Source organism: Salegentibacter mishustinae, assembly GCF_002900095.1.
Classification (GTDB): Bacteria; Bacteroidota; Bacteroidia; order Flavobacteriales; family Flavobacteriaceae; genus Salegentibacter; species Salegentibacter mishustinae.
Genome location: NZ_LLKN01000002.1, coordinates 2,628,808 through 2,655,511, shown reverse-complemented (window position 1 = coordinate 2,655,511; position 26,704 = coordinate 2,628,808). Strand labels below are relative to the sequence as shown.

Sequence of the window (26,704 nt, the reverse complement as noted above, 5' to 3'; positions counted from 1 at the left end):
ATCTCCCGGCTTGCCCGGGAGATTTTAGTTTTAAATATGTTTTCAATGAGGTATATAATTATCATTTTCACACTCTTTTTATTCAGTTGTAAAAGTGCTGACGTTTCCGAGAGAATAATAGATCGTCCTATAATTTTTAATGAAGAACGAATGCAGCTTAGCCTGGATTATCTGGAGGAACGTTACGGTTTAGAAAAATCTTCTCCTGAAATTTCTCCAAAAATGATCGTGCTGCACTGGACGGCAATTCCAGATTTAGAAAGTTCGTTTCGTGCATTTAATTCGGTTAAATTACCTGGCGCCAGAGAAGATATTCAAAAAGCCGGTGCTTTAAATGTATCTGCTCATTTTCTGGTGGATCACGATGGTACAATTTACAGGTTAATGCCAGAAACTACAATGGCGCGACACGTAATTGGCTTAAACCACGCAGCAATTGGAGTCGAAAATGTCGGAGGTACTAAAGAAACCCCGCTTACTAAAGCCCAGCTTAAGTCTAATATTGATTTAGTGAAATATTTAGCTGAAAAACATGATATAGAATATTTGCTGGGACATTATGAATATCCGCAGTTTGAAGGCCATGAATTATGGCTGGAGAAAGACGAATCTTATCGAACTCAAAAGACCGATCCCGGTAAAGAATTTATGCAAAAAGTTCGGAAAAAAACTAAAAACCTTAATTTTAAACCTGTTCCTAAAAACGATGCTAAATGAATTTTAAAAAATTAAGTTTCCTGTTTTTTGTATGCGCTTTTTTCACCCTTTCAAGTAGTACAGCACAGGATAAAGAACTCTATAGAGAACTATACAATTCTTATGAAAATTTTAAAGAGAAATCTATTGAAAAGCGCCGTTTTACGCAGACTAAAATTCGGCCTTTAATCGATAATTTCAATCAAAAGGAAAATTTTAAAGTCACTAAGGTTGGGGAATCTATAGAGGGTAGGCCACTTCAGTTAATTTCTGTAGGTGAAGGCGATGTAGATATTTTTCTATGGTCGCAAATGCATGGCGATGAATCTACCGCTACCATGGCAATTTTCGATATTCTCAATTTCCTGGATTCCGAAGCATTTTTAGAAGAAAAAGAAGAAATGTTGAAAAATGTAAAACTTCATTTTCTGCCAATGCTAAATCCTGATGGTGCAGCCCGTTTTCAGCGTAGAAACTTATTGGGTGTAGATATTAATCGTGATGCCCTGAGATTACAGTCACCGGAAAGTAAAGCTTTAAAAAATGTGCGTGATAGCCTGGATGCCGATTTTGGTTTTAATCTTCATGATCAAAGTACCTATTATAATGCTGAAAGAACTCCAAAGCCTGCAACCATTTCTTATTTAGCGCCGGCCTATAATTACGAAAAATCAATAAATGAAGTGCGTGGAGCAGCGATGCAGGTAATTGTGCAAATGAATAACATTCTGCAGGAATATGCGCCGGGCCAGGTGGGACGTTATAACGACGATTTTGAGCCTCGTGCTTTTGGAGATAATATTCAAAAATGGGGGACAAGTACTATTCTAATTGAATCTGGTGGTTACCCAAAAGATCCGGAAAAACAGGAAATTAGAAAGTTGAATTTCGTTTCTATTCTTGCCGCCATATTTTCTATTGCCGATGGGGATTATAAAAATGCTGAAATTTCTAAATATGAAGAGATTCCCAATAACGACAGGAAGCTATTTGATTTAAAACTTACCGGGCTTACTTATGAATTATTAGGAGAAGACTATATTTTAGATTTAGGGATTAACCAATACGAAGTTCAGGATGAGGATCTGGATTATTTTTATAATTCCAGTATTTCAGATCAGGGAGATCTTTCTACCTATTACGGATACGAAGAATTTGAAGCTTCTGGTTATAAATTTGAACAGGGGAAAATTTACCCGGAGACCTTTGAAAATTTAGAGAAATTTCAACAAGTGAATATTTCAGAAATACTTAAAGAGGGTTATTCTTATGTCGTTTTAAAAGAGTTGCCGAAAGATGATTTTACCAAATTACCTATAAACCTGGTAACCGAAGATTTCGAAATTCCGGAAAATTTGCAGCCTAATTTCTTTCTAAAAAAAGATGGAAACTTAGAGTATGCTGTAATTAATGGGTTTTTCATAGATCTTTCAGAAGAAAAATTTGATGTGGAAAATGCGCTTATTTTAGATTAGAGAGGAATTTGACCTGAAGCACAGGATAAAAAAAGAGATTCCGTATCTTTGCCGGCTATGATTACAGAAGAAACTAAGGCATTGGTAGATGATGGAATAATGCTTCCTTTAATGGAGGAGTTTTATACCATACAGGGAGAAGGATTTCATAAAGGAACTGCCGCTTATTTTATAAGAATTGGAGGCTGCGATGTAGGATGCCATTGGTGCGATGTTAAAGAAAGCTGGGACCCATCTATTCATCCGCCAACACATATAGGTGAGATTGTAGAAAAAGCGGTAGCAAGCAGTAAAACTATTGTGATTACCGGTGGGGAACCGCTTACCTGGGATATGACGAGGCTTACCGGGGCATTAAAAGCAAAAGGTTGTGATATTCATATAGAAACCTCGGGAGCTTATAAATTAACCGGACAGTGGGATTGGATTTGTTTATCCCCAAAGAAAATAAAATTACCTACTGAAGAGATTTATCCATTAGCGCACGAGCTTAAAGTGATTATTTTTAATAAGCACGATTTTAAATTTGCTGAGGAGCAAGCCGAAAAAGTTAGTGAGAATTGCATTCTTTATTTGCAACCGGAGTGGAGCAATAGAGATAAAATGATGCCCTTGATAGTTGATTTTGTAATGAAAAATCCAAAATGGAAGGTTTCGCTTCAAACGCATAAATACCTCAATATTCCGTAAAAAAAACGGCTGTTCCTTTTATAAACAGCCGTTTTAGTTTTAGTTCAATTATTTTATTGTCCCGCAGGAGAGAAGGGTACTTTTACATATTTATCTGCCCAACCCATCAATAGGTTAGCGCCTTCTTCATTTTCTTTCTGCTCTATAGTCATAGAGAAATTCTCAATATTATGACTCGCGTTTCTAACTGGAACTTTAATTCTTACATAATCTCTTTCATCGGTATATTCGTAAGCGCCCCAGGTGTGAACTGATTTATTCAGGATTACGGTCCAATGCTTTTCATCTGGAATAGTGTAAAGCGTATAGGTGCCAGCTTTTACAGTTTCGCCACCAACGGTCATATCATTATAAAAAGTAATTTCCGTAGCTTCGTTAGCTCCGGTTCTCCAAACTTCTCCATAAGGTACCAGTTTTCCGAAAATTTCACGATCCCGCATTTGAGGACGGCTGTATATTACTCTCATGATTACCTCGTCTTTTTGATTTCGGTGTATAATCATATCAAGAGGGCTGGTATCTAATTTCGGGAAATTAGGATCACTGCTTTGCTCTGTTTCCTGTGCCAGTACATCCTGGAATCCAAGAAATCCTATTAAACAAACTGCTGTTAAAAGTATTTTTTTCATGGTGTTTTATTTTAAGCTTAAAGATAGTTCACTGCTATTTCTTAAGATGTTAAAGATTTATTTAGTTGCTGTTAAAATATTAAATTTTTAAAGAGCTGAAAATGTTAGTCTTGCAAAGTGTTTGTTTATAACAATTGAGAAACCATTTAGAGAAGTGTTGTTTATGATTGGAGAGAAAATATGATTCTTAAGACTATGGCAAAAGTTGTAGAGGGTAAAAGCTGTAAAAGCAGTAATTCTATGGCTTCCCAATTTCAGGCAGTTTTTACTACAAGTTCTTTATAAGTAGTTCTCTACGTGGATTAAATCCAGAAAAACGAAATGTAATAATTAGAAGATTTTTAGGTTTACAATCGTGTGATTTGTTATGCACGATGACAGCTTTAATTTTGCTTTATTTTAGGCTTTTTTTTGCACAAATTGTTAATAACTTAAAGCCTTGTAAGAGCTTGTGGGGTCATTAAAAATATGCGTTTTGTTATATTTGTTCGTTATTCAAAATAGACGAATTTAATTAGCAAAATATATGAGCGAAGAAGCCAAAAAACACAATTACTCGGCCGATAGTATCCAGGCGTTAGAAGGAATGGAGCATGTGCGCTTACGGCCTTCTATGTATATTGGAGATACCGGCGTAAGAGGTTTGCATCATTTGGTGTATGAGGTGGTAGATAACTCTATAGATGAGGCTATGGCCGGCCATTGTGATACCATTAAAGTTACCATAAATGAAGATGGCTCGGTAACTACCGAGGATAACGGGAGGGGAATCCCGATAGACCTTCATAAGAAAGAAGGTGTTTCTGCGTTGCAGGTGGTAATGACCAAGATTGGTGCCGGTGGTAAATTCGATAAAGACTCTTATAAGGTTTCCGGTGGTTTACACGGGGTTGGGGTAAGTTGTGTTAACGCGCTTTCTACCGCTCTTAAAGCTACGGTTTACAGAGATGGTCAAATTTGGGAGCAGGAATATGAAATAGGAAAGCCGCTTTATCCGGTTAAACCTGTGGGTGAAACCGACCTTAATGGAACGGTGATCACCTTTAAGCCAGATCCAAGTATTTTTCAGCAAAGTGTAGATTATAGCTACGAAACTTTGTCTAGCAGAATGCGTGAGTTGGCATATTTGAACAAAGGAATTCAAATTACACTTACCGATAAGCGTGAGGTTAATAAAGAAGGTGAATATCTTTCTGAAAGATTTTATTCTGAAGATGGATTAAAAGAATTTATAAAATTCCTTGATGGAAACCGTGAGCCTATTATCGCAGATGTGATCTCGATGGAAGGCGAAAAGAACGATATTCCTGTTGAGGTAGCGATGGTTTATAATACCTCTTTTAACGAAAACCTGCATTCTTACGTTAATAATATTAATACCCACGAAGGTGGAACACACTTATCTGGTTTTAGACGTGGTTTAACTACCACGCTTAAAAAATATGCCGATGCTTCGGGTATGCTGGATAAACTGAAGTTTGAGATCGTTGGAGATGATTTCCGTGAGGGATTAACCGCGATTATTTCAGTAAAAGTAGCAGAGCCTCAGTTTGAAGGGCAAACAAAAACAAAACTTGGGAACAGGGAAGTGACTTCGGCTGTTTCACAGGCGGTTTCAGAAATGCTTGAAAATTACCTGGAAGAAAACCCGAATGATGCGAAAACCATTATTCAAAAGGTGATTCTTGCAGCGCAGGCCAGGAATGCGGCGAAGAAAGCCCGTGATATGGTTCAGCGTAAAACCGCGATGAGTATTGGCGGCTTGCCCGGGAAATTATCTGACTGTTCTGAACAGGATCCTACACAGAGTGAAGTTTTTCTTGTTGAGGGTGACTCGGCGGGTGGTACAGCCAAACAGGGTCGTGACCGTAAATTCCAGGCCATCCTTCCGTTGAGAGGTAAGATTCTGAATGTTGAAAAAGCGATGACACATCGTGTTTTTGATAATGAAGAGATAAAGAATATTTACACTGCTCTTGGAGTTACTATTGGTACTGAGGAGGATAGTAAGGCCTTAAATACCGATAAATTAAGATATCATAAAGTGGTAATAATGTGTGATGCCGACGTAGATGGTAGTCACATTGAAACCCTTATCTTAACTTTCTTCTATAGATATATGAAAGAATTGATAGAAGGAGGACATATTTATATTGCAACCCCACCTTTATATTTGGTGAAAAAAGGAAGCAAGAAGCGTTATGCCTGGAGCGAGGAAGAACGCGATGAGATTGCTGAAAGTTATAGCGGTGGAGTTCAAATTCAACGTTATAAGGGTCTTGGGGAGATGAATGCCGAACAACTTTGGGATACTACTATGGATCCTGAAAGAAGAAAACTAAGACAGGTAAGTATAGACAATAGTGGTGAGGCTGATAGAATCTTCTCTATGCTTATGGGAGATGAGGTGCCGCCAAGACGTGAATTTATCGAGAAGAACGCTAAGTACGCGAATATTGATGCCTAGTGCTTAACGAGTATTAAATATAACCCGCAAGTGTTCTTGCGGGTTTTTTTATGCTCTTGTTTAATGTTGCTTTTAGAAAACTTTTTTTGTTATTTTTACCGCCTAACTTAACACCTACTTATTTTGAAATTTCAAGCTAAATACCTCATTCTATTTATTTTATTTTCAGTTAATTCCTACGCTCAGGAAGATGATCTTACAAAATTTGCAAATGAGATGCTGTATATCGCAGATGAATTTGCAGGACCTGCAGCCGAAGGGGCTGCCTATCAGGCAGGAGCCGGTTGGTTTACTTCAGCAACTGCTTTAAAACCATGGAAAGTAGAGATCTCCTTTCAGGGAAATGCTTTAATTGTTCCTTCTAACCGTCAAAGTTTTACTATTTCAAATAACGATCTTGCCGGTGTTCACGAAAATGGCGGGGCAATTCTAAGTATTGAAGGTGAAGGCAGTAATGCGGTGGTGCCAACTGCTTTTGGTGGAGAAACCGATACTTATTTTGTTGGAGATATTGATTACGCAGGTAATACTGTACCCATTAGATTTCAGGCTATAGAAGGAATTAATAAAAGTGTACTTGCCTATCCTTTTGTGCAAGCTACTGTTGGCTTGCCCTATGAGACAGAATTTTCAGCAAGAATCCTTCCGCAGCTAACTGTAGACGGCGTGGCATTTACTACTTACGGTGCAGCGCTAAAACATAATTTTACACAGTATTTTAAATTTAATAATGAAGATGATTTTCAGGCTTCAGCAATAGTTGCATTTAGCCAGTTTGATGTAGAATATGAATTTATTGATCCGGTAGACCTATCTTCTGACGGTAGTTCTTTCGGAAACTTAACGCTAGTAAATGTGAACTCCAATCTTTGGATGGCTTCGGTATTAGGCTCTAAAAAGTATGGAGATGATTTTGAAGTATTTGGAGCTTTAGGAGCAACGAATTCTAATTTTAGCTATGCTATGGGAGGATCTGGTATAGCATTAAGTCCTATTAATAATGCGCTGAGAGGCTTAGACCAAAGCCAGGCGCAATTTAAAGCCGATCTTGGTTTTAATATTTATTTCAATAGATTTAAAATTAGTACCATGGCGACTGCCGGTAAATTTTTTCATATTAACGCCGGGCTGCATTTTAGAATATAATGTACGCCAGTTTTAACCATATCTTATAGTAATACTATAGCAATATTTGTATTTTTGGAATCAAATATTAACCGATTTAAATAAAATATAAGATGAAAGTTACTATAGTAGGAGCAGGTGCCGTTGGTGCTAGCTGTGCAGAATATGTTGCCATTAAAGATTTTGCTTCAGAAGTGGTTTTACTCGATATTAAAGACGGAGTAGCTGAAGGGAAAGCAATGGATTTAATGCAAACTGCAACCCTTAACAGTTTTGATACTAAAATCACCGGAACAACCAACGATTATTCTAAAACTGCGGGTAGTGATATTGCTGTGATTACAAGTGGTATTCCGCGTAAACCAGGAATGACTCGCGAGGAATTGATTGGAATAAACGCCGGGATCGTAAAAGAAGTTTCATCAAACCTTATTAAGCATTCTCCGAATGTAACACTAATAGTGGTAAGTAATCCTATGGATACTATGACTTACCTTGTGCATAAAACTACCGGTCTTCCAAAGAATAAAATTATTGGAATGGGCGGAGCTTTAGATAGCGCACGTTTTAAATTTAGATTGAGTGAAGCTTTAGAATGTCCGCCATCAGATGTTGATGGGATGGTAATTGGAGGTCATAGCGATACCGGGATGGTGCCGCTAACAAGATTGGCTACCAGAAATTCTGTACCTGTATCTGCATTTTTATCTGAAGATCGTTTAAACCAGGTTTCAGAAGATACTAAAGTAGGTGGCGCAACCCTTACAAAATTATTAGGAACCAGTGCATGGTATGCACCTGGTGCGGCAGTTTCAGCTTTGGTTCAGGCAATTGCTTGCGACCAAAAGAAAATGTTCCCTTGCTCTGCAATGTTGGAAGGTGAATACGGATTAAATGATATTTGCATTGGAGTGCCTGCAATTTTAGGTAAAGACGGACTTGAGAAAATTGTTGAGATAGAGCTTGATGATGCAGAGTCTAATAAGATTAAAGAAAGTGCAGAGGGCGTGAATAAAACCAATGCCCTATTAGAACTATAAGTAGTTTTAAACTTGAATATATGTTAAAAAAGGCCGCAAAACTTGCGGTCTTTTTTATGTTTAAAAGTTAAATTATTCAAAAAAAAATTGTTGGCATTTCATTTTTGAAACCCTATATTTGTCCGTTTTTAAAATCGACCTAATTAATTATAACTTAAGGAATAATGCAGAACAAAGGACTGATTAAGGTTTTTGCAATTTTATTTGGACTGGTATGTATATATCAGTTGTCTTTTACTTTTATTACCAATAATGTAGAAAGTGAAGCTGAAGATTTTGCCAGGCAAAAAATTAGCGAAAATGTAGAAAATTATTCAGCATTGAGAGATGTTGAACAGCAAAACTATCTCGATTCGGTTGGGAACAACGAGATTGTTGCAGGTATTACTTACAGTGACGCCAAAGACAAAGAGCTTAACAAAGGGCTTGACCTTAAAGGAGGAATTAACGTAATTCTTCAAATTTCGGTTAAAGATATTCTTGCCGGCTTAGCAAATAATACCGACGATCCTGCCTTTAACCAGGCGATAGCAGAAGCTGATGAAGCTTCTACAGATAGCCAGGACGATTATGTAGACCTTTTCTTTGAGGCTTTTAATAATATTCCTGATGCTAAGCTTGCATCTCCAGATGTGTTTGCTAATAAAACACTAAGTGATGAGATTAACTTCGAAATGTCTAACGACGAAGTTGAAACAGTAATTAGAAGGAAGGTTGATGAGTCTATTACTTCTGCTTTTGAAGTTTTAAGAAAACGTATCGATAAATTCGGGGTAACCCAACCAAATATTCAGCGTTTAGGGAATTCAGGAAGAATTCTTGTTGAATTACCTGGTGCAAAAGATATTAACCGTGTACAGGGATTGTTGCAGAGTACTGCGCAATTAGAGTTTTGGCACGTTTATAAAAATAATGAGTTAGGTAACTTCCTGGCTCAGGCTAATAATGTGCTTAAGGATGTAGTTGGCGAAGAAACAGAAGTTCAAGCTGATACTACTGCTGCTGAAAGCGATAGCGACATAGATGAATTACTTGCCGAAAGTGAAGAATCTACTGATGAAGTAAGCACAGGAAATAATCCTTTATTCGAACTTGTAGAAGGTCCTGGATTCCAGGGAGGTCCTGTTTTGGCATATTTCTCTGTTCAGGATACCGCTAAAGTGAACAAATATCTAAGTATGCCGCAGGTAAGATCTTTACTTCCTGCAGAGCAACGTTACGCTAAATTCGCCTGGGGAATTCCAGAAGAAGAAGGTGTTGTTGGTCTTTATGCTTTAAAAGGTAACCGTAATATGGAGCCACCACTTAGTGGTGATGTGATTACAGATGCACAACAAACTTATGACCAAATGGGTCGGGTTGCGGTTTCTATGCAAATGGATGGAAGAGGAGCTAAGCTATGGGAAGAAATGACCGGTCTGGCTTCAACACAACAGAGCAATATCGCAATTGTTTTAGATAATACAGTTTATTCTGCTCCGGGAGTTTCTACCGGACCTATTTCAGGTGGAAGAAGCGAAATTAGTGGAGATTTTACTATTACCGAAGGTCAGGATTTAGCCAATGTTCTTAGAGCTGGTAAACTTCCTGCTTCCGCAGATATTATTCAGAGCGAAATTGTAGGACCAAGTTTAGGTCAGGAAGCTATAGACAGCGGAATTTGGTCATTTGCCATCGCCCTTGTTTTTGTATTGCTATGGATGATTTTCTACTATGGTAAAGCCGGTCTTTTTGCTGATGTTGCCCTTGCAGTGAACATTCTTTTCATCTTCGGAATCCTTGCGGGTCTTGGAGCTGTGTTAACGTTACCTGGTATTGCCGGTATTGTATTAACTATTGGTATATCGGTAGATGCTAACGTACTTATCTTTGAGAGAATTCGTGAAGAACTTGCTAAAGGAAAAGTACAAAAAGATGCCATTAAAGACGGGTTTAATAACGCACTGTCTTCAATTTTAGATGCGAATATTACTACCGGTTTAACTGGTTTCATTCTATTGATTTTAGGTACAGGGCCAATTAAAGGTTTTGCCACTACTTTATTAATAGGTATCGCGACTTCTTTATTTACCGCAATTTTCATCACTAGATTATTTATTGATGGTTATGGTAAAAACGGAAAGTCACTTGATTTTGCTACGGGCGCAACCAAAAACCTTTTCAGAAATGTAAAAATAGATTGGCTCGGAAAGCGTAAAATGGCTTACATAATCTCTGGAATTTTAATCATAATAAGTATTGGTTCTATAATAGTACAAGGATTAAACCCGGGAGTTGATTTTGTAGGGGGTAGAACTTATACCGTGCGTTTTGATCAGGATGTGAATCCAACTGATGTAGAACAGGATCTGATCGCTGAATTTGGAAGTGCCGAAGCAAAAACTTTTGGACCAAATAATCAGCTTAAGATCACGACTAAATACAAGGTTGATGAAGAAAGTACAGCGGTAGATAACGAGATCCAACAATCTATGTTTAATGCTTTACAATCTTACCTTCCGCAAGATCTTACTTTCGATGAATTTACTACAGGTGGAGCCGAAAGAGAAATTGGTATTATGCAGTCTATGAAAGTAGGTCCAACTATTGCCGATGATATTAAGAACGACTCTTTCTGGGCTATCTTAGGATCGCTAGTAGTAATTTTCTTGTATATCTTATTGCGATTTAGAAAATGGCAGTTTAGTATTGGTGCTGTTGCTGCAGTAGCTCACGATGTTATAATTGTTTTGGGTGTCTTCTCTTTATTATACAAAGTGATGCCATTTAGTATGGAAATTAACCAGGCATTTATTGCTGCAATCCTTACGGTAATTGGTTACTCATTAAACGATACCGTGGTTGTATTTGATAGAATTAGAGAATTTGTAAACGAACACACCAGCTGGCCATTAGGTAAAACAGTAAATGTGGCTTTAGATAGTACTATTAGCCGTACCTTGAATACCTCGCTTACTACTTTAATCGTTTTACTTGCTATCTTTATCTTTGGTGGAGAAAGCATTAGAGGCTTTATGTTTGCCTTGATCATTGGTGTGATTGTAGGTACTTATTCCTCTTTATTTATCGCAACTCCTGTTATGTTTGACAGTGTGACTGATAAATCTAAGATTGAAAAGAAGAAGAAAATTGAAGAAGACTCTGAAGCAACTACTGCTTAAGATTTCTTCGGAAATAGATAAAGTAAAAAGCGCTCCAAAAGGGGCGCTTTTTTTATGGATTGGTTTTGTTGTACCCGGGTTTTATAGTTCTTATGCTCAATTCAGAGAAAATGGGTTTGGACTGCTTGATTTTAGGCTAAACCTGTATATTTGATTCACCTTGCCACTCTTTTCAAATAAAGCTCGATATGCAAAAAGTTATTACTCTTTTAGTTATTTTTATTAGCATAAATTGTTATTCACAAGAGATTTATAAGCTAAAAATAGAATCAAGTGGAACCTTTCCTGCTTTTGAACACATTTTTGATGTTCGCCACTATAATGAGGAGGATATCAAAGTTTATTTTTCAGAGTATACTGGAGAAGATGATTTAAGTAAAACCGATAGTCTTAGATATAGACAACTGCGATATAAAAAAAATCGTACCGCAGAGGATAATCGAGAGATGATGAATATTATAGATGCAAGTAAAATATTTACAAAAAAATGCATGGTTTTTTCACATGAAGATAGACTTATTCAACTAGCTGATTCTATAATAAATTCGAAAGAGGAAATTTTATTCGAAATAAAAAATAATAAGAACCGAGTTATTATAGATGGGATTCAAGTGAGTGTAACGGTAACCAATAAAAGTGGAATAGGATATTTTTATCCTATTCACAATCCAGATAAAAAGAATTACATATTGTTTAGTGAATTTTTAGATGAAGCTTATAAGTTTTTCCCTAAACCTTAATTATAGAGGAGAGCATAGGTATTAGTGGGAAATAAAAGTACTATTATGAATACGAGGATGAAGCTTGTATCAAATCCACGCGGAAGTATCTTCCCTGCTCAGCTCAGGAACTAGGATCAATTTCATTTAATAGGTATGGTAAAAGCGGAAATTAAGCCGCCCTATTCAATGATAAACTTTATATAAATAGTAAGGAATAAAACCTGTAGGTCTAAACCTAATCTACCCTTTCGAAATCTATCTTGTCGCCAACTTCAATGTTCCAATCGTCTGCAAGTCCCGCGTTTAATTCAAGGACGAACTGGGCCGGTTCTCCAGATGGTAACGAAGTTTCATCCTGCGGTTGCGCGTTCTTCTGGAAACTCACTGCGGTGCTGTCTGCAGCAAAATAAATAATATCTAGAGGGATATAAGTGTTTTTCATATAAAAGGCTCGTGGAGCTTCGTTATCATAAATAAAGAGCATTCCCCGGTTGTCTTCCATACTTTCGCGATACATTAAACCTGTTTGGCGTTCATAAGAATTATCGGCAATTTCAATATCGATTTGCTGAATAGTATCTCCATTAGGTTTCAGCAAAGTAGCTTCACCTTCTTTAGTGAAAGTGATCTCTTCGGTTTCTATGGGTGCTTCAGTCTCATCATCTTTACAGGAAGATAGGAAGGAAATGGTTAAAATAGCCGATAAGATTATGCATTTACGTATCATACGGTTCTTGGTTTGGTAGGACGATACATAAAATACAATCCAGCAATTATAAAGGGAATACTAAGCCATTGCCCGGTATTTAACAACCAGGTGGTTCGTTCTTCTACCTGGGCTTCTTTTATAAATTCGATAAAGAATCTCACCGTCCAAAGTAAAACCAGGAATAGGCCAAAAAGATAACCTATTTTATGGCGTTTTTCGGTTTTCCAGTATAAGAACCATAGCAATATAAAGATAAGTAAATAGCAAAAAGATTCATATAACTGGGCTGGGTGGCGTGGAAAAGTCTCGCCTAGATTTGCGAAAATCACTCCGTAATCGGAATTGGTGGGTTTTCCTATAATTTCAGAATTCATAAAATTTCCTATTCTTACAAAAATAGCTCCACTGGCTACAGGAAGTACAATTCTATCTAAAACCCATAGCACTGGTTTGTCTAAAACGCGTTTTCGATAAAGATACATTGCGATGATAATCCCAATTGCTGCACCATGACTGGCCAAACCTCTAAAACCGGTAAATTCAAATTCGGGTTCAAATCTAACCGGTAAGAATATTTCTAATAAATGATTTTGAAAGTAATCCCAATCATAAAAAATTACGTGTCCCAGCCTAGCACCAATTAGCGTTGCCAGAACCGTATAAATAAAAAGCGAATCCAGTTTTTCTATAGATACTTTTTCCCTTACATAAATGCTTTTCATGATATACCAGCCTAATCCAAAGGCTATCAAAAACATTAAACTGTAATAGTGAAGGGTGAAAAAACCTAAGTCTAAACCTTCTGAAGGGCTCCAGGTGATCGCGTTAAAAAGCATAAATTAAAATTGATTAGTAGGGTAAAGATACATATTTGGAAGTAGTTGCCCTATATTTTGGTTTTTGTTTTTTCGGGAACGGGATCGTAGCCTTTTCCGCCCCAGGGGTTACAGCTAAAAATGCGTTTTAAGCTAAGCCAGCCACCTTTGAAAACGCCAAAACGCTGTAAAGCCGTTAGGCTGTACTGGGAGCAGGTTGGTGTATAACGACAGGTTGCCGGTGTAAGTGGCGAAATGAAATTCTGATAAAATCTCACTAACAGGATAAACGGATATGCTAACCATTTTTTAAGCATCGTCTTTCCTGTTTTTAGAGGTTTGTAATTTGGATAGAAACTCTGAAATTCAGCATAGAACTTTAATTATTACTCTAATTTTTGCCGCTATTGTGCCCAGCATCATGCTGGTTTGATAGTGAAAGTAGTGCCCTCTTTTCCGTCTTTAAGCTGAATACCCATTTCCTGTAATTGATCTCTTATCTGGTCACTTAAAGCAAAATCTTTATTGTTTCTTGCTTCAGCTCGCAGTTTTATAAGTAATTCTATTGTTGAAGAAAGCTTATCTGAAGTATCATTATTTTCAGAAACCTTGTCTAAAAGACCTAACACGTCAAACATAAAAGCCGACATTGTTTTTTGCAATTCGTCTTTATCTTCAGAAGTGATTGTAGCGGCTTCTTCTTTGATGTTATTAATCATCTTAACCGCATCAAAAAGCTTGGCAATTAGAATCGGGCTGTTAAAGTCATCGTTCATCGCATCGTAGCAAGACTGTTTCCAACTCTTTATATCTATGCTCGATTTATCTGAAATCGGAAGCTCATCTATGGCGTGGTAAGCATCCATTAATCGGTTAAAACCTTTTTCGCTTGCTTTTAGTGCTTCATCTGAAAAATCCAGGATGCTACGGTAATTGGCCTGAAGCATAAAGAATCGGGTCACATTCGGTGAAAATGGTTTGTCTAAAACATCGTTATTTCCAGAGAAAATTTCTTCAGGAAGAATATTATTGCCCGTACTTTTAGCCATTTTCTTACCGTTTAAAGTAAGCATGTTGGCGTGTAGCCAGTAATGAACCGGGTTTTTCCCGGTAGCGGCTTCTCCCTGGGCAATTTCACATTCATGGTGCGGGAATTTTAGATCCATTCCGCCTCCGTGAATATCAAATTCTTCCCCTAAATATTTTGTGCTCATCACGGTGCACTCTAAATGCCAGCCAGGGAAACCATCGCTCCAGGGCGAAGGCCAGCGCATAATATGCTGTGGTTCGGCTTTTTTCCAAAGTGCAAAGTCCTGCGGATTTTTCTTATCGCTCTGTGCGGCAAGTTCTCGTGTATTGGCGATCATGTTATCAATATCCCTTCCGCTTAGCTTACCATAATGGTTGGTTTCGTTGAACTTCTTTACATCAAAATAAACCGAACCGTTTACCTCGTAGGCAAATCCTTTTTCGATAATGGTTTTAATGATCTCGATTTGTTCAACAATATGGCCGGTAGCCGTAGGTTCTATACTTGGCGGCAGGTTATTGAATTTCTGCAGGATATTATGAAAATCTATGGTGTAGCGTTGTACTACTTCCATAGGTTCTATTTGTTCTAATCGTGCTTTCTTGGCAATTCTATCTTCTCCACTGTCGGCATCATTTTCAAGATGACCGGCATCGGTAATATTTCTAACATATCTTACTTTATATCCCAAATGCTTCAGATATCGAAAAACAAGATCAAAGGAGATAAAAGTTCGGCAATTACCTAAATGAACATTACTGTAAACAGTAGGGCCGCAAACATACATTCCAACGGTTCCTTCGTTTATGGGTTTAAAGACTTCTTTTTCCCCCGTCATTGAATTGTACATTTTCAAGCTTTGTTCCTGGTATAGCGCCATAGATAGTTAGTTGTTGATTATTAAGAAATAGAATTATTTAAAAAGTAGTGTCTAATTTTATATAGTCAAGGAATTCTCTTTTTACAGACTGTTCTTTGAAAGCTCCACCAAATTCACTGGTCACGGTGCTACTATCTATATCTCTAATTCCGCGGCTGTTCACACAAAGGTGCTTGGCATCAACTACACAAGCAACATCTGGTGTACCCAAAGCTTTTTGTAGCTCCTGAACAATTTGCATCGTCATTCGCTCCTGTACCTGTGGTCTTTTCGCGAAATAATCTACTATTCGGTTCATTTTTGAAAGCCCGATAACGCGCCCTTTAGAAATATAGGCCACGTGAGCTTTTCCAACTATAGGAAGTAAATGGTGCTCGCAGGTAGAATATACAGTGATATTCTTTTCTACCAACATTTCGCCATATTTGTATTTGTTTTCAAAAGTTGATGCAATGGGTTTTCTCTCCGGGTTTAATCCGGCAAAAATCTCATTTACAAACATTTTTGCCACCCGTTGTGGAGTTCCCTTCAGGCTATCGTCTGTAAGATCAAGGCCTAAAGTTTCCATAATATGTTTTACATCTTTATTGATGAGCGCTACTTTTTCAATATCACTCAGTTCAAAAGCATCTTCACGAATAGGGGTTTCTGCACTGCTTCCTACATGTGCATCTCCCTGCTCATCAATTTCATTCAAAATTTTGTCTATTTTCATACCGTTTTTACAATAATAGTCGTAAACCGATTGTTTGGCTTGCAAAGATACATATTTAATAGGTTTTTATGTAATCATAAAAGACTGGGATTAAATAGATATTTGTTATTTTGTAAGTTCTTAAACCTATTATGAAACAAGGATCCCTACTTATCTTTTGTATTTTTCTTCTTTACGGAAGTATTCAGGTGGTTTTTGGCCAGGGTAGTTCTTGCGAAAGTTTAGATCCTTTTTGTGCCGGTAATGAAGAGCTGGTATTTCCTAATTCCAATATAAATAACAGTAATCAGGCTAATGGGCAGCCCGGTCCAGATTATGGATGTTTACTTTCTCAGCCATATCCCGCCTGGTTTTATTTGCAAGTTGAACAAACGGGAGACTTGAGATTTAATATTTCACAGTTTCAAAATGAAGATGGTAGCGGTTCGCAATATGATGTAGATTATATTGTTTGGGGGCCGTTTGAGCGAACAGATAATTATTGTGAAGATGAATCTCTAAGCGCGCAAAAGATTGTGGATTGTAGCTATGAGCCCGATACGGTAGAACAGATGAATATTCTTAATGCCGAAGCTGGAGAAGTTTACGTGGTGCTAATTACTAATTATGAAGAGCTTCCCGGGTTTATAAGTTTACGGCAAACCAATGCAAATCAGCCTAATTCCGGCTCTACAGATTGTGGAATTTTAGACGAGGTGCTGGGACCTGATAGGTTGCTTTGTGGTGAAACCGAAACAACTTTAGATGCCACCACAGATGGGGTGGCGTTTTATGAATGGTACCGTTTTGACGAAAATATGAACGATTTTCAATTGATAGCAGGGGAGGAAGAATCAACATTAACAATAGATGATTCCGGCCGCTATAAAGTGATCGTTTATGAAAATCAAACTTTACGTCCAGATGAAGATGAGATTGAAGTTAGCTTTTATAGTGAGCCAATAGCAAATACTCCTGAAGATCTCTATATATGCGATCCAAATCAAACGAGTATAGACCTAAGTTTAACTTCAGCAGAAATTTTAGACGGAAATACTTCTGAAGAAAATTATAGAGTGAATTTTTATGAATCTTTACAGGAGCTGGAAGACGAAAATCCTATTGAAAATCCATCTAGCTTTCCAATTGCAGAAACTATTGAAATTTTTGCCCAGGTAGAAGGAGTGGAAAGTGGTTGCCTTTCCCAGGAAATTTCATTTAATGTAGAAGTAGAACTTCTTCCTGAAAATTATCTTCCCACCGAAAGCATAATTTGTGTCGATCTTAATGGAGATATCACTCAACAAATTGAAATAGGCGAGGATCTTGGGAATAATTATACTTACGAGTGGCTGGCTAATGGAACGGTGATTAGTACCAATGCTTTATTAGATTTTACCGAAATTCCAGAGGCTGAAATCATAGAACTTATTGTCACCAATTCCCAGTCTGGATGCAGCGTAAGCTTTCAAACAGATCTTGCTGTTTATTCCAGGCCCGAAAGTGTTGTAGTTGAAATTGAAGGGAGTGATTTTACGGGAGGCTATGTGATTACTGCAGAAGCCATACCCGGTCTGGGAGATAATACTACCTACGAGTATCGCTTAGATGAAGGAGTTTGGCAGGAAAATCCGGTTTTTAGAAACTTAAATCCCGGTTATCATACTATTAGCGCCCGCGAAATAAATGGCTGCGGAATTACTAGTTCGGAAGAATTTTATTTAGTTGGTTATCCGCGTTTCTTCACTCCAAATGGCGATGGATATAATGATACCTGGAATATTGCTAATACCGCTGAAATTCAAATTTTAGAACTTTATATTTTTGATCGCTACGGAAAACTATTAAAGGAATTATCGCCCGGTGGCCAGGGCTGGGATGGCACTTATAATGGCCGGTCTTTACCTGCAGATGATTATTGGTTTAAAGTAGAGTTTGAAATGTTGGATGGCACTCGTGATCATTTTGGGGCTAATTTCACCCTAAAAAGATAAAAGCGCCCGAAATCTGGACGCTCTTAAACAACAATTTATTTAAAAAATTAAATTAAGCAGCGGGAAGGTCGCCTTCTCCTTTTCTTGGCAACATAGATTTTCCCATTAAGTATTTGTCTACGTGATAAGCGGCTTCACGGCCTTCAGAAATTGCCCAGACAATTAAGGATTGTCCGCGGCGCATATCTCCGGCAGTAAAGATATTTGGTATGTTGGTTTGGTAGCCATCATCTCCTTTAATATTTGTTCTGCTATCCAGTTCAAGGCCTAATTGCTCGCTTAATGTTTTTTCAGGTCCGGTAAATCCTAAAGCTAAAAGTACCAGCTCACAAGGCCACTCTTTTTCTGAGCCTTCAACTTCTTTAAGTTGTGGTCTTCCATTTTTACCTTTTACCCATTCTATATTTACGGTTTTTAAAGCTTTTAAATTGCCCTCTTTATCCCGAATAAACTCTTTGGTATTAATACTCCAGTTACGCTCTACACCTTCTTCGTGAGAAGAAGTAGTTTTTAAGGTGAACGGCCAATACGGCCAGGGATTTTCTTTATCTCTATGTTCTCCCGGAACCGGCATGATCTCAAAATTGGTAACCGATTTTGCTCCATGTCGATTAGAAGTTCCAACACAGTCAGAACCTGTGTCACCACCACCAATTACAATCACATTTTTGCCTTTAGCCGAATATTCTTCGGTTTGCTCTTTTAAACCGTCTACAACTTCATTATTATTTTTTAGAAAATCCATCGCCTGCATAACACCACCGCCTTCGGCACCTTCAATTGGTAAATGACGGCGTTTGGTAGCGCCACCGCAAAGTACTACAGCATCAAATTCCTTCAGTTTTTCGGCTTCATAATTTTCACCTACGTGTACTCCGGTTTTAAATGTAATTCCTTCTTCTTTCATAACATCAACCCTACGGTCAATTACATGTTTTTCCATTTTAAAATCGGGAATTCCGTAGCGTAATAATCCGCCAACTTTATTGTCGCGTTCAAATACGGTAACCTCGTGACCAGCACGGTTAAGCTGTTGTGCCGCTGCAAGACCTGCTGGGCCAGAACCTACTACAGCTGCGGTTTTTCCGGTTCTGGATTTTGGAGGTTGTGGAGTGATCCATCCTTCTTTAAATCCGCGTTCAACAATGTATTTTTCAATAAGTTCAATCGCTACCGGCGGATCTGTAATACCCAATACACAAGCAGATTCGCAAGGCGCGGGGCACAATCTTCCGGTAAATTCAGGGAAGTTATTTGTTCCGTGTAGAATTTTGAGCGCTTTTTTCCAGTCGTTTTTATAAACCGCGTGGTTAAAATCCGGAATTAAATTTCCAACCGGGCAACCGCTATGGCAAAACGGAATTCCGCAATCCATACATCTTGCTCCCTGAACGCCAAGTTCTTCGGGAGACATTTCTTTCGTGAATTCTTTGTAATCTTTAACTCGTTTCTCTACAGCTACTGTCTCTTCAACCTTACGGTCGTATTCCATAAAACCTCTTATCTTACCCATAATTATGCTGTTTTGAGTTCTTTTTGTTCTTGTTCCATTTTCTCTTCTTCCATTTTCTGTAAAGCCTTTTTGAATTCTGTAGGCATTACTTTTATGAATTTGCCAGAACTCTCTTTCCAATTTTCAAGAATTTCCCTGGCCACATCACTTTCGGTATACTGGTAGTGATTTGAAATAAGTTCTTTAAGTTCTTCTTTATTTTCTTCGGAAGGATCTTCTAAACCAATCATTTCCATATTGAAATTATTATTGTCCAGGCTGTTATCTGGATTATAAATATAGGCGATTCCTCCACTCATTCCGGCAGCGAAATTTCTTCCAATAGTTCCTAAAATTACAGCAACTCCACCGGTCATATATTCACAACCGTGATCGCCAATTCCTTCAATAACTGCTTTTGCGCCGGAGTTTCTTACGCAGAAACGTTCCCCGCCAATTCCATTGATATACGCTTCTCCATCTGTAGCGCCATAAAGCGCTACATTCCCAATGATCACATTTTCATTAGATTTAAAGGAAGCTTCTTTTGGTTTTCTAACACTTAAAGTTGCTCCCGAAAGACCTTTCCCTAAATAATCGTTAGAATTTCCATCAATATTCATCGTAAGGCCTTTAGTTGCAAATGCTCCAAAACTTTGTCCGCCGGAACCTGTGAAATTTAAAGTAAGCGTACCATTAGGCAAACCTTTTGCGCCGTGAATCTTTGAAATTTCATTACTTAAAATAGCACCCGTTGTACGGTTGATATTGCTGATTGGGAAATCCAGGCTCATTTTTTCTTTTCGGTAAATAGCTGGATGCGCTTGTTTTAAAATTTCAAAATCCAATACATTTTCCAGGTTGTGATCCTGGTTTTCGGTATTGTATAGCGGCATATCTTCATCGATTTTCGGCTTATACAAAATATTAGAAAGATCTAATCCCTGTGCTTTATAATGTTCAATTGCGCGGTTCATATCTAACTTCTGGCTTTGACCCACCATTTCGTTGATACTTCTAAAGCCAAGATCGGCCATTATTTGTCTTAATTCCTGGGCGATGAAATACATAAAGTTGATCACATCTTCAGGAGTACCTTTAAATTTCTTTCTAAGTTCAGGATCTTGCGTAGCAATTCCCACGGGACAGGTATTTAAATGGCAGGCGCGCATCATAATACAGCCAGAAGCTACAAGTGGAGCGGTGGAAAAACCAAATTCTTCAGCTCCCAGCAACGCGGCGATAGCCACATCCCGACCGGTTTTTAACTGGCCGTCACATTCTACAACAATTCTATTTCTAAGATTATTGATAAGCAGTGTTTGTTGTGCTTCAGCAATTCCTAGTTCCCAGGGCAAACCTGCGTGGCGCAGGGAAGTTAGGGGAGAAGCTCCCGTACCGCCATCATAACCTGAAATTAAAACCACATCAGCTTTTGCTTTTGCTACCCCGGCGGCAATAGTTCCCACGCCAACTTTAGAAACCAGTTTTACATTGATCCTGGCTTCGCGATTCGCGTTTTTAAGGTCGAAGATCAGCTGCGCTAGATCTTCAATTGAATAAATATCGTGGTGTGGCGGTGGTGAAATTAATCCTACATAAGGAGTGGAATTTCTGGTTTTAGCAATATCGGGATTTACTTTTGGTCCTGGTAATTGCCCACCTTCCCCGGGTTTTGCACCCTGGGCCATTTTAATTTGAATCTCTTTCGCATTGCTTAAATAATTAATAGAAACTCCAAATCTTCCCGAAGCTACCTGCTTAATGGCAGAATTTCTCCAATTTCCATCAAGATCTTTATGAAAACGCTGTGGGTCTTCACCGCCTTCTCCCGAGTTGCTTTTTCCCTGCATACGGTTCATTGCAACTGCAAGGTTCTCGTGAGCTTCTTTACTTATAGAGCCAAAAGACATAGCTCCGGTTTTAAATCGTTTTACGATCTCTGTCCAGGGCTCAACCTCCTCAACCGGAATAGGATTTAAATCACGGAATTTAAACATTCCGCGAAGCGTCATTAAACGTTCACTTTGGTCGTTTATTAATTTTGAATATTCTTCGTAAGCTTTAGTGCTGTTTTGTTTTACCGCTTGTTGCAGTTTTGCAACGCTGGCCGGGTTGAACATATGTCTTTCTCCTGTTCTTCTCCAGCGGTAGTCTCCACCAATTTCCAGGTCAAGATCGGTATCTGTTTTCTTAGGCGCAAAGGCGTTGTCAAAACGTTTTTGAATTTCTTTTTCTATTTCATACAATCCAATACCTTCAATTCGGGTTGGCGTATTGGTGAAATATTTATCTACGAATTTCTGGTTTAATCCCAGGATCTCAAAAATTTGAGCACCACGATAGGAGTGAAGAGTAGAAATACCAATTTTGTTCATAATCTTCACAATCCCTTTTCCAATGGCAACATTAAAATTCTCAACGGCAACTTCAGGATCTTCAACCTCAATTTCTTTTTCTTCAACCAGGTTGTAAATAATTTCGTTAACCATATATGGGTTAATCGCGCTGGCACCATAACCGAATAATAATGCAAAATGATGCGGTTCTCTTGGTTCTGCTGATTCGATAACAATTCCGAAGGAAGATCTTCGGTTGTATTTCTTCACGCGATGGTGCACAAATGAACAAGCCAAAAGCGAAGGAATTGGCGCTAATTTAGAATCTGAATTTCGGTCGGTAAGAATAATTACATTACAACCATCGTCTACGGCATCATTAATTTCATAAATAATTTCATCTAAACGTGCTTCAAGTCCGTTAAGGCCTTTTTCGACTTCGTATAAAATTGAAATAGAAGCAGTCTTGAAATCTGGATGCTCTATATATTTTATTTTATCTAGATCTTCGTTAGAAATAACGGGATTTTGAATTCTCAATTTCTTGGATTGCTCCGGAATAATATCGAATAAGTTTCGGTCTTCCCCAATAGAAAGGCTAATATCGGTAACGATCTCTTCTCTAATTCCGTCTAAAGGCGGGTTGGTTACCTGCGCAAATAATTGTTTGAAATAGTTGAATAATAGCTGCGATTTATCTGAAAGTACCGCCAGTGGAATATCGGCGCCCATAGAACCAATTGCCTCTTTCCCTTGCGTGGCCATTGGGGTGATTATGGTTTTAATGTCTTCCTGTGTATAACCGAATAATTTTTGCCGGGTATTTATATCAATATTTTCAACCGGCGTTTTGTTGCCGGTGTATGGAACTTCAGATAGGTTTAGTAGGTTTTCATCAAGCCACTTGCGATAAGGTCTTTCTGAAATTATTTTTTGTTTAACTTCTTTATCTTCGATAATTCGGCCTTCGTTCATATCTACCAAAAACATTCTTCCCGGCTCTAACCTTCCGTGTCGCTCAACATTTTCGGGTTGAATTTCCAATACCCCGGTTTCTGAAGACATAATTACATAACCATCTTTGGTTAAGGTATAGCGGGAAGGTCTAAGACCATTTCGGTCTAAAAGTGCACCAATATAATTTCCATCGGTAAATGGAATGGAAGCGGGCCCATCCCAGGGCTCCATAATACAGGAATTATATTCGTAAAATGCTTTTTTCTCATCTTGCATGGAAGGATTTTTCTCCCAGGCTTCAGGTACCATCATCATAATTGCTTCAGGTAGAGATCGGCCGGTTTGTAAAAGCAATTCCAGAACCATATCCATAGAAGCTGAATCTGATTTTCCTTCGGGAACAATAGGGATAATTTCTTTTAAATCCTCTCCAAATTTCTCACTTTCAAAAAGCTCTTCCCGGGCTTTCATTCGACTAAGATTTCCGCGAAGCGTATTTATTTCTCCATTATGGCACATATAGCGGAAGGGTTGTGCTAAATCCCAGGTTGGGAAAGTATTCGTGGAGAAACGTTGGTGAACCAGTGCCAATTTGGTAACTACATCTGGTTCGTTTAGATCGCGATAGTAAACGTTTATGTCTTGCGGCATCAACAAACCTTTGTATATAATGGTGTTGGTTGATAAACTTGGCAGGTAAAAATATTCTGATTCAGAAAGTTCTGATTTTTCTATTCTATGTTCAGCGATCTTTCTGGCTGCAAATAGTTTTGCATTAAAACTTTCAGCAGAAACATCGTCTCCTTTTCCGATAAAGACCTGTTGCGCATTAGGTTCAGAGAGTGAAGCAATGCTTCCAAGGCAGGCTCTGTTTACAGGCACTTCACGCCAGCCAATAAGATTTAGCCCCTGCCCAATGATTTCTTCTTCAAAGATCTCACGGCAAATTTTTTGCTGATTTTTGGACTGCGGAAGAAAAACCATTCCAACCGCATATTCTTTAAAGTCTGGTAATTTAAATTCACAGGTTTTTTTAAAAAAATCGTGAGGAATTTCTATCAAAATACCGGCACCGTCACCAGTCTTTCCATCTGCGCTAACTGCGCCTCTATGTTCCAGCCGAATGAGAATATCTAAGGCCTTGTGAATAATATCGTTTGTTCGTTTGCCTTTTAGATTACATATAAATCCTGCTCCACAATTATCATGCTCAAATTCGGGTGAATAGAGCCCCTGTTTTTTTAATTTCATGTCCTTTTCGTCCTTAAGTTATCGTCTCAAAATTACCTAATTAGATAAATAATATGAAGCGTTCACCTCTTAAAGTAAGAAGAAATTCAGTAAAATCAATTAAAATTATTATAAATGATAATTATATAATTTGACCCCTTTAATATTATAAATTCTATAAAATTTATGGTTGATTTTCGGGCATAAAAAAGCCCGGTTTGGAAAAAACCGGGCTTTAAAATAATGAGATGGAAAATACTAGTCTCTTAAAATCCCTCTGGAGATTACGATTTTTTGAATTTCTGAAGTTCCTTCGTAAATCTGGGTGATTTTAGCATCACGCATTAAACGTTCTACGTGGTATTCTTTTACATAGCCATTACCACCGTGTACCTGTACAGCTTCCGTGGTAACATCCATTGCAGTTTTTGAAGCGTATACTTTCGCCATTGCTCCGGTAAGGTCATAATTCTGGCCCTGGTCTTTATCCCAGGCTGCTCTCATAACCATATGTCTTGAAGCTTCAATGGAAGTATACATATCGGCAAGTTTAAAAGCGATTGCCTGGTGGTTACAAATTTCGGTGCCAAAAGCTTTGCGTTGTTTAGAATAATCTAAAGCCAACTCGTAAGCTCCCGAAGCTATACCTAATGCCTGGGCAGCGATTCCAATTCTTCCACCAGAAAGTGTTTTCATGGCGAATTTAAATCCGAAACCATCCTCACCAATTCTATTCTCTTTTGGAACTTTTACATCATTAAAATTTAATGAATGTGTATCGCTTCCGCGAATTCCCATTTTTTGTTCTTTAGGGCCTATTTCGAAACCTTCTACTCCTTTTTCTACAATAAAGGCATTAATTCCTTTATGCTTTTTCTCACGGTCGGTTTGGGCGATCACTAAATAATAATCGGCAGAGCTACCGTTAGTGATCCAGTTTTTGGTTCCGTTAAGAACATAATGGTCACCTTTATCTATAGCGGTAGTGCGTTGTGAAGTCGCATCACTTCCTGCTTCAGGTTCTGAAAGACAGAAGGCACCGAGTTTCTCACCCGTAGTAAGCTTAGATAAATATTTTTTCTTTTGTTCTTCGCTTCCGTAGGTGTCCAGTCCCCAGCATACCAACGAGTTGTTCACCGATACCATCACAGATGCAGACGCATCTATTTTAGAAAGCTCTTCCATTACTAATATGTAAGAAATGGTATCCATTCCGCCTCCACCGTATTCTGGAGAAGCCATCATTCCAAGAAAACCAAGATCTCCCATTTTCTTTACCAGCTCTTTTGGGAATTCCTGTTTCTCATCTCTCTCTATCACACCGGGCAGTAATTCTGTTTTTGCAAAATCACGCGCGGCATCGCGAATCATTATATGTTCTTCTGTAAGTTTGAAATCCATATTATTATTTTAATTTAGGAAAATCTAATTTTGGTCACCAAAGATAAAGTTTTGGTGTGTAATTTTCAATTTAGTTTAATAAATTTTACGAATATGAAAAAAGCAAACTATAAGGTTATTGGTGTAATGTCAGGAACTTCCTTAGATGGCATCGATCTGGTCTATGTTAATTTTGATTTTAAAAACTCCTGGAGTTATAAGATACTAAAGGCTGAAACCATCCCGTACCCTTTAAACTGGCAGGAGACTTTGGCCGAGGCAATTAATTATTCTGAGGAACGATTGGAAGAATTGAATAAGAAATACACCAATTTTCTGGCCGGGATTATTTCCCGTTTTATTGAAACTCACCAAATAAAAAATATAGATGCAGTTTGTAGTCACGGCCATACCATTAAACACGAGCCTGAAAATAACTATACGCTGCAAATTGGTAATTTGCCTGAACTGGCTTATCTCTCGGGCCAAACCGTGATTTGTGATTTCAGAGTGCAAGATGTAGAATTGGGCGGTCAGGGTGCGCCATTGGTACCTATTGGAGATCAATTGCTTTTTTCAGACTATAAATATTGCGTGAACTTAGGCGGATTTGCAAATATTTCTACCGAAAAAGATAACAAACGCCTGGCCTATGATATCTGTGCCGTAAACACCGTAATAAATTATTATGCTCAAAAATTAGGAAAAGAATTTGATGAAGGCGGGAAATTAGCGGCTTCCGGAGAAGTAAATAAAGATTTGCTCAAGGAGTTAAATAAGCTCCCTTTTTATACTCAAAAACCACCTAAATCTTTGGGAATAGAGTGGGTGAAGTCTACAGTTTTTCCAATCCTGGAGAAATATGAAGATAATATTCCAGATATTCTACACACCTATACCCTGCACGTAGCCCAGCAAATCGCTAAAACTTTAGACGATGATCCTGAAACTAAAGTATTAATGACTGGCGGTGGAACATTTAATAATTTTCTATTGCGTCTTTTGAAAACGGAATCTAAATGTCATTTTACGATTCCTTCAGATGAAATTATTAATTATAAAGAAGCTCTGATTTTCGGTTTACTGGGAGTTTTAAAACTTCGAGATGAGGTAAATGTATTAACATCTGTTACCGGCGCTAAAAAAGATCATTCTTCCGGAGTTATTTATGAGATCTAA

The 26,704-nt window shown here is 38.0% G+C and carries 19 protein-coding genes; 10 read left to right on the top strand and 9 right to left on the bottom strand.

What is annotated here, in order from left to right; genetic code table 11:
• The first annotated feature begins 45 nt into the window (after positions 1-45).
• Genes APB85_RS14720 through APB85_RS14710 form a run of 3 tightly spaced genes read left to right on the top strand, consistent with a single transcriptional unit; the run spans position 46 to position 2,861 of the window.
• On the top strand, positions 46-717 hold the full coding sequence (locus tag APB85_RS14720) for a peptidoglycan recognition protein family protein (RefSeq protein WP_057482168.1): 672 nt from the start codon (positions 46-48) through the stop codon (positions 715-717).
• Positions 714-2,171, top strand: coding sequence for a M14 family metallopeptidase (locus APB85_RS14715; RefSeq protein WP_057482167.1), 1,458 nt, complete (start codon positions 714-716; stop codon positions 2,169-2,171). Before APB85_RS14720 ends, APB85_RS14715 begins: the two co-directional genes overlap by 4 nt.
• A gap of 57 nt (positions 2,172-2,228) precedes the next feature.
• Entirely contained in the window at positions 2,229-2,861 is a 633-nt protein-coding gene (locus tag APB85_RS14710) for a 7-carboxy-7-deazaguanine synthase QueE (protein WP_057482166.1), read from the top strand.
• Positions 2,862-2,914: 53 nt separating this feature from the next.
• Here the strand turns inward: APB85_RS14710 and APB85_RS14705 are convergent, their stop codons facing one another.
• Positions 2,915-3,490, bottom strand: coding sequence for a DUF2911 domain-containing protein (locus APB85_RS14705; RefSeq protein ID WP_057482165.1), 576 nt, complete (start codon positions 3,488-3,490; stop codon positions 2,915-2,917).
• A 526-nt stretch (positions 3,491-4,016) separates the two neighbouring features.
• On the opposite strand from APB85_RS14705, the gene gyrB reads away from it, so the two are divergent.
• From gyrB to APB85_RS14675, 5 genes are all read left to right on the top strand, one after another.
• Complete coding sequence (gyrB, locus tag APB85_RS14700) at positions 4,017-5,957, top strand: DNA topoisomerase (ATP-hydrolyzing) subunit B (RefSeq protein WP_057482164.1); 1,941 nt, start codon at positions 4,017-4,019, stop codon at positions 5,955-5,957.
• 123 nt (positions 5,958-6,080) lie between these two features.
• Positions 6,081-7,103, top strand: a complete 1,023-nt coding sequence (locus tag APB85_RS14695; protein WP_057482163.1) for a DUF6588 family protein — start codon at positions 6,081-6,083, stop codon at positions 7,101-7,103.
• A gap of 92 nt (positions 7,104-7,195) precedes the next feature.
• A complete protein-coding gene (gene mdh, locus APB85_RS14690; protein WP_057482162.1) occupies positions 7,196-8,122 on the top strand; it encodes a malate dehydrogenase in 927 nt (308 codons plus the stop codon).
• 164 nt (positions 8,123-8,286) lie between these two features.
• Positions 8,287-11,283: a protein translocase subunit SecDF gene (gene secDF, locus APB85_RS14685; RefSeq protein ID WP_057482161.1), complete on the top strand. Its 2,997-nt coding sequence runs from the start codon at positions 8,287-8,289 to the stop codon at positions 11,281-11,283.
• A gap of 188 nt (positions 11,284-11,471) precedes the next feature.
• Complete coding sequence (locus tag APB85_RS14675; RefSeq protein WP_057482159.1) at positions 11,472-12,023, top strand: hypothetical protein; 552 nt, start codon at positions 11,472-11,474, stop codon at positions 12,021-12,023.
• Positions 12,024-12,240: 217 nt separating this feature from the next.
• Here APB85_RS14675 and APB85_RS14670 read toward each other — a convergent pair whose 3' ends face one another.
• The 5 genes from APB85_RS14670 to folE all read right to left on the bottom strand — a co-directional run bounded on the left by APB85_RS14670 (position 12,241) and on the right by folE (position 16,154).
• The gene (locus APB85_RS14670) at positions 12,241-12,732 is read right to left on the bottom strand and encodes a DUF192 domain-containing protein (RefSeq protein WP_057482158.1); all 492 of its coding nucleotides are present in this window, start codon (positions 12,730-12,732) and stop codon (positions 12,241-12,243) included.
• The gene (lgt, locus tag APB85_RS14665) at positions 12,729-13,550 is read right to left on the bottom strand and encodes a prolipoprotein diacylglyceryl transferase (protein ID WP_057482157.1); all 822 of its coding nucleotides are present in this window, start codon (positions 13,548-13,550) and stop codon (positions 12,729-12,731) included. The genes APB85_RS14670 and lgt overlap by 4 nt, the downstream gene beginning before the upstream one ends.
• A 50-nt stretch (positions 13,551-13,600) precedes the next feature.
• Entirely contained in the window at positions 13,601-13,846 is a 246-nt protein-coding gene (gene yidD / locus APB85_RS14660) for a membrane protein insertion efficiency factor YidD (protein WP_057482156.1), read from the bottom strand.
• Positions 13,847-13,948: 102 nt separating this feature from the next.
• The gene (gene cysS / locus APB85_RS14655; RefSeq protein ID WP_057482155.1) at positions 13,949-15,439 is read right to left on the bottom strand and encodes a cysteine--tRNA ligase; all 1,491 of its coding nucleotides are present in this window, start codon (positions 15,437-15,439) and stop codon (positions 13,949-13,951) included.
• Between the two features lie 37 nt (positions 15,440-15,476).
• Positions 15,477-16,154, bottom strand: a complete 678-nt coding sequence (folE, locus tag APB85_RS14650) for a GTP cyclohydrolase I FolE (RefSeq protein WP_057482339.1) — start codon at positions 16,152-16,154, stop codon at positions 15,477-15,479.
• A gap of 131 nt (positions 16,155-16,285) precedes the next feature.
• On the opposite strand from folE, the gene APB85_RS14645 reads away from it, so the two are divergent.
• Positions 16,286-18,127, top strand: a complete 1,842-nt coding sequence (locus tag APB85_RS14645) for a T9SS type B sorting domain-containing protein (RefSeq protein ID WP_057482154.1) — start codon at positions 16,286-16,288, stop codon at positions 18,125-18,127.
• A gap of 52 nt (positions 18,128-18,179) precedes the next feature.
• Here the strand turns inward: APB85_RS14645 and APB85_RS14640 are convergent, their stop codons facing one another.
• The 3 genes from APB85_RS14640 to APB85_RS14630 all read right to left on the bottom strand — a co-directional run bounded on the left by APB85_RS14640 (position 18,180) and on the right by APB85_RS14630 (position 25,546).
• Entirely contained in the window at positions 18,180-19,640 is a 1,461-nt protein-coding gene (locus APB85_RS14640) for a glutamate synthase subunit beta (RefSeq protein ID WP_057482338.1), read from the bottom strand.
• Positions 19,641-19,642: 2 nt separating this feature from the next.
• Positions 19,643-24,166, bottom strand: coding sequence for a glutamate synthase large subunit (gltB, locus tag APB85_RS14635; protein WP_057482153.1), 4,524 nt, complete (start codon positions 24,164-24,166; stop codon positions 19,643-19,645).
• A 237-nt stretch (positions 24,167-24,403) separates the two neighbouring features.
• Positions 24,404-25,546, bottom strand: a complete 1,143-nt coding sequence (locus APB85_RS14630) for an acyl-CoA dehydrogenase (protein WP_057482152.1) — start codon at positions 25,544-25,546, stop codon at positions 24,404-24,406.
• 93 nt (positions 25,547-25,639) lie between these two features.
• Between APB85_RS14630 and APB85_RS14625 the strand changes: the two genes are divergently transcribed.
• Entirely contained in the window at positions 25,640-26,704 is a 1,065-nt protein-coding gene (locus APB85_RS14625; protein ID WP_057482151.1) for an anhydro-N-acetylmuramic acid kinase, read from the top strand.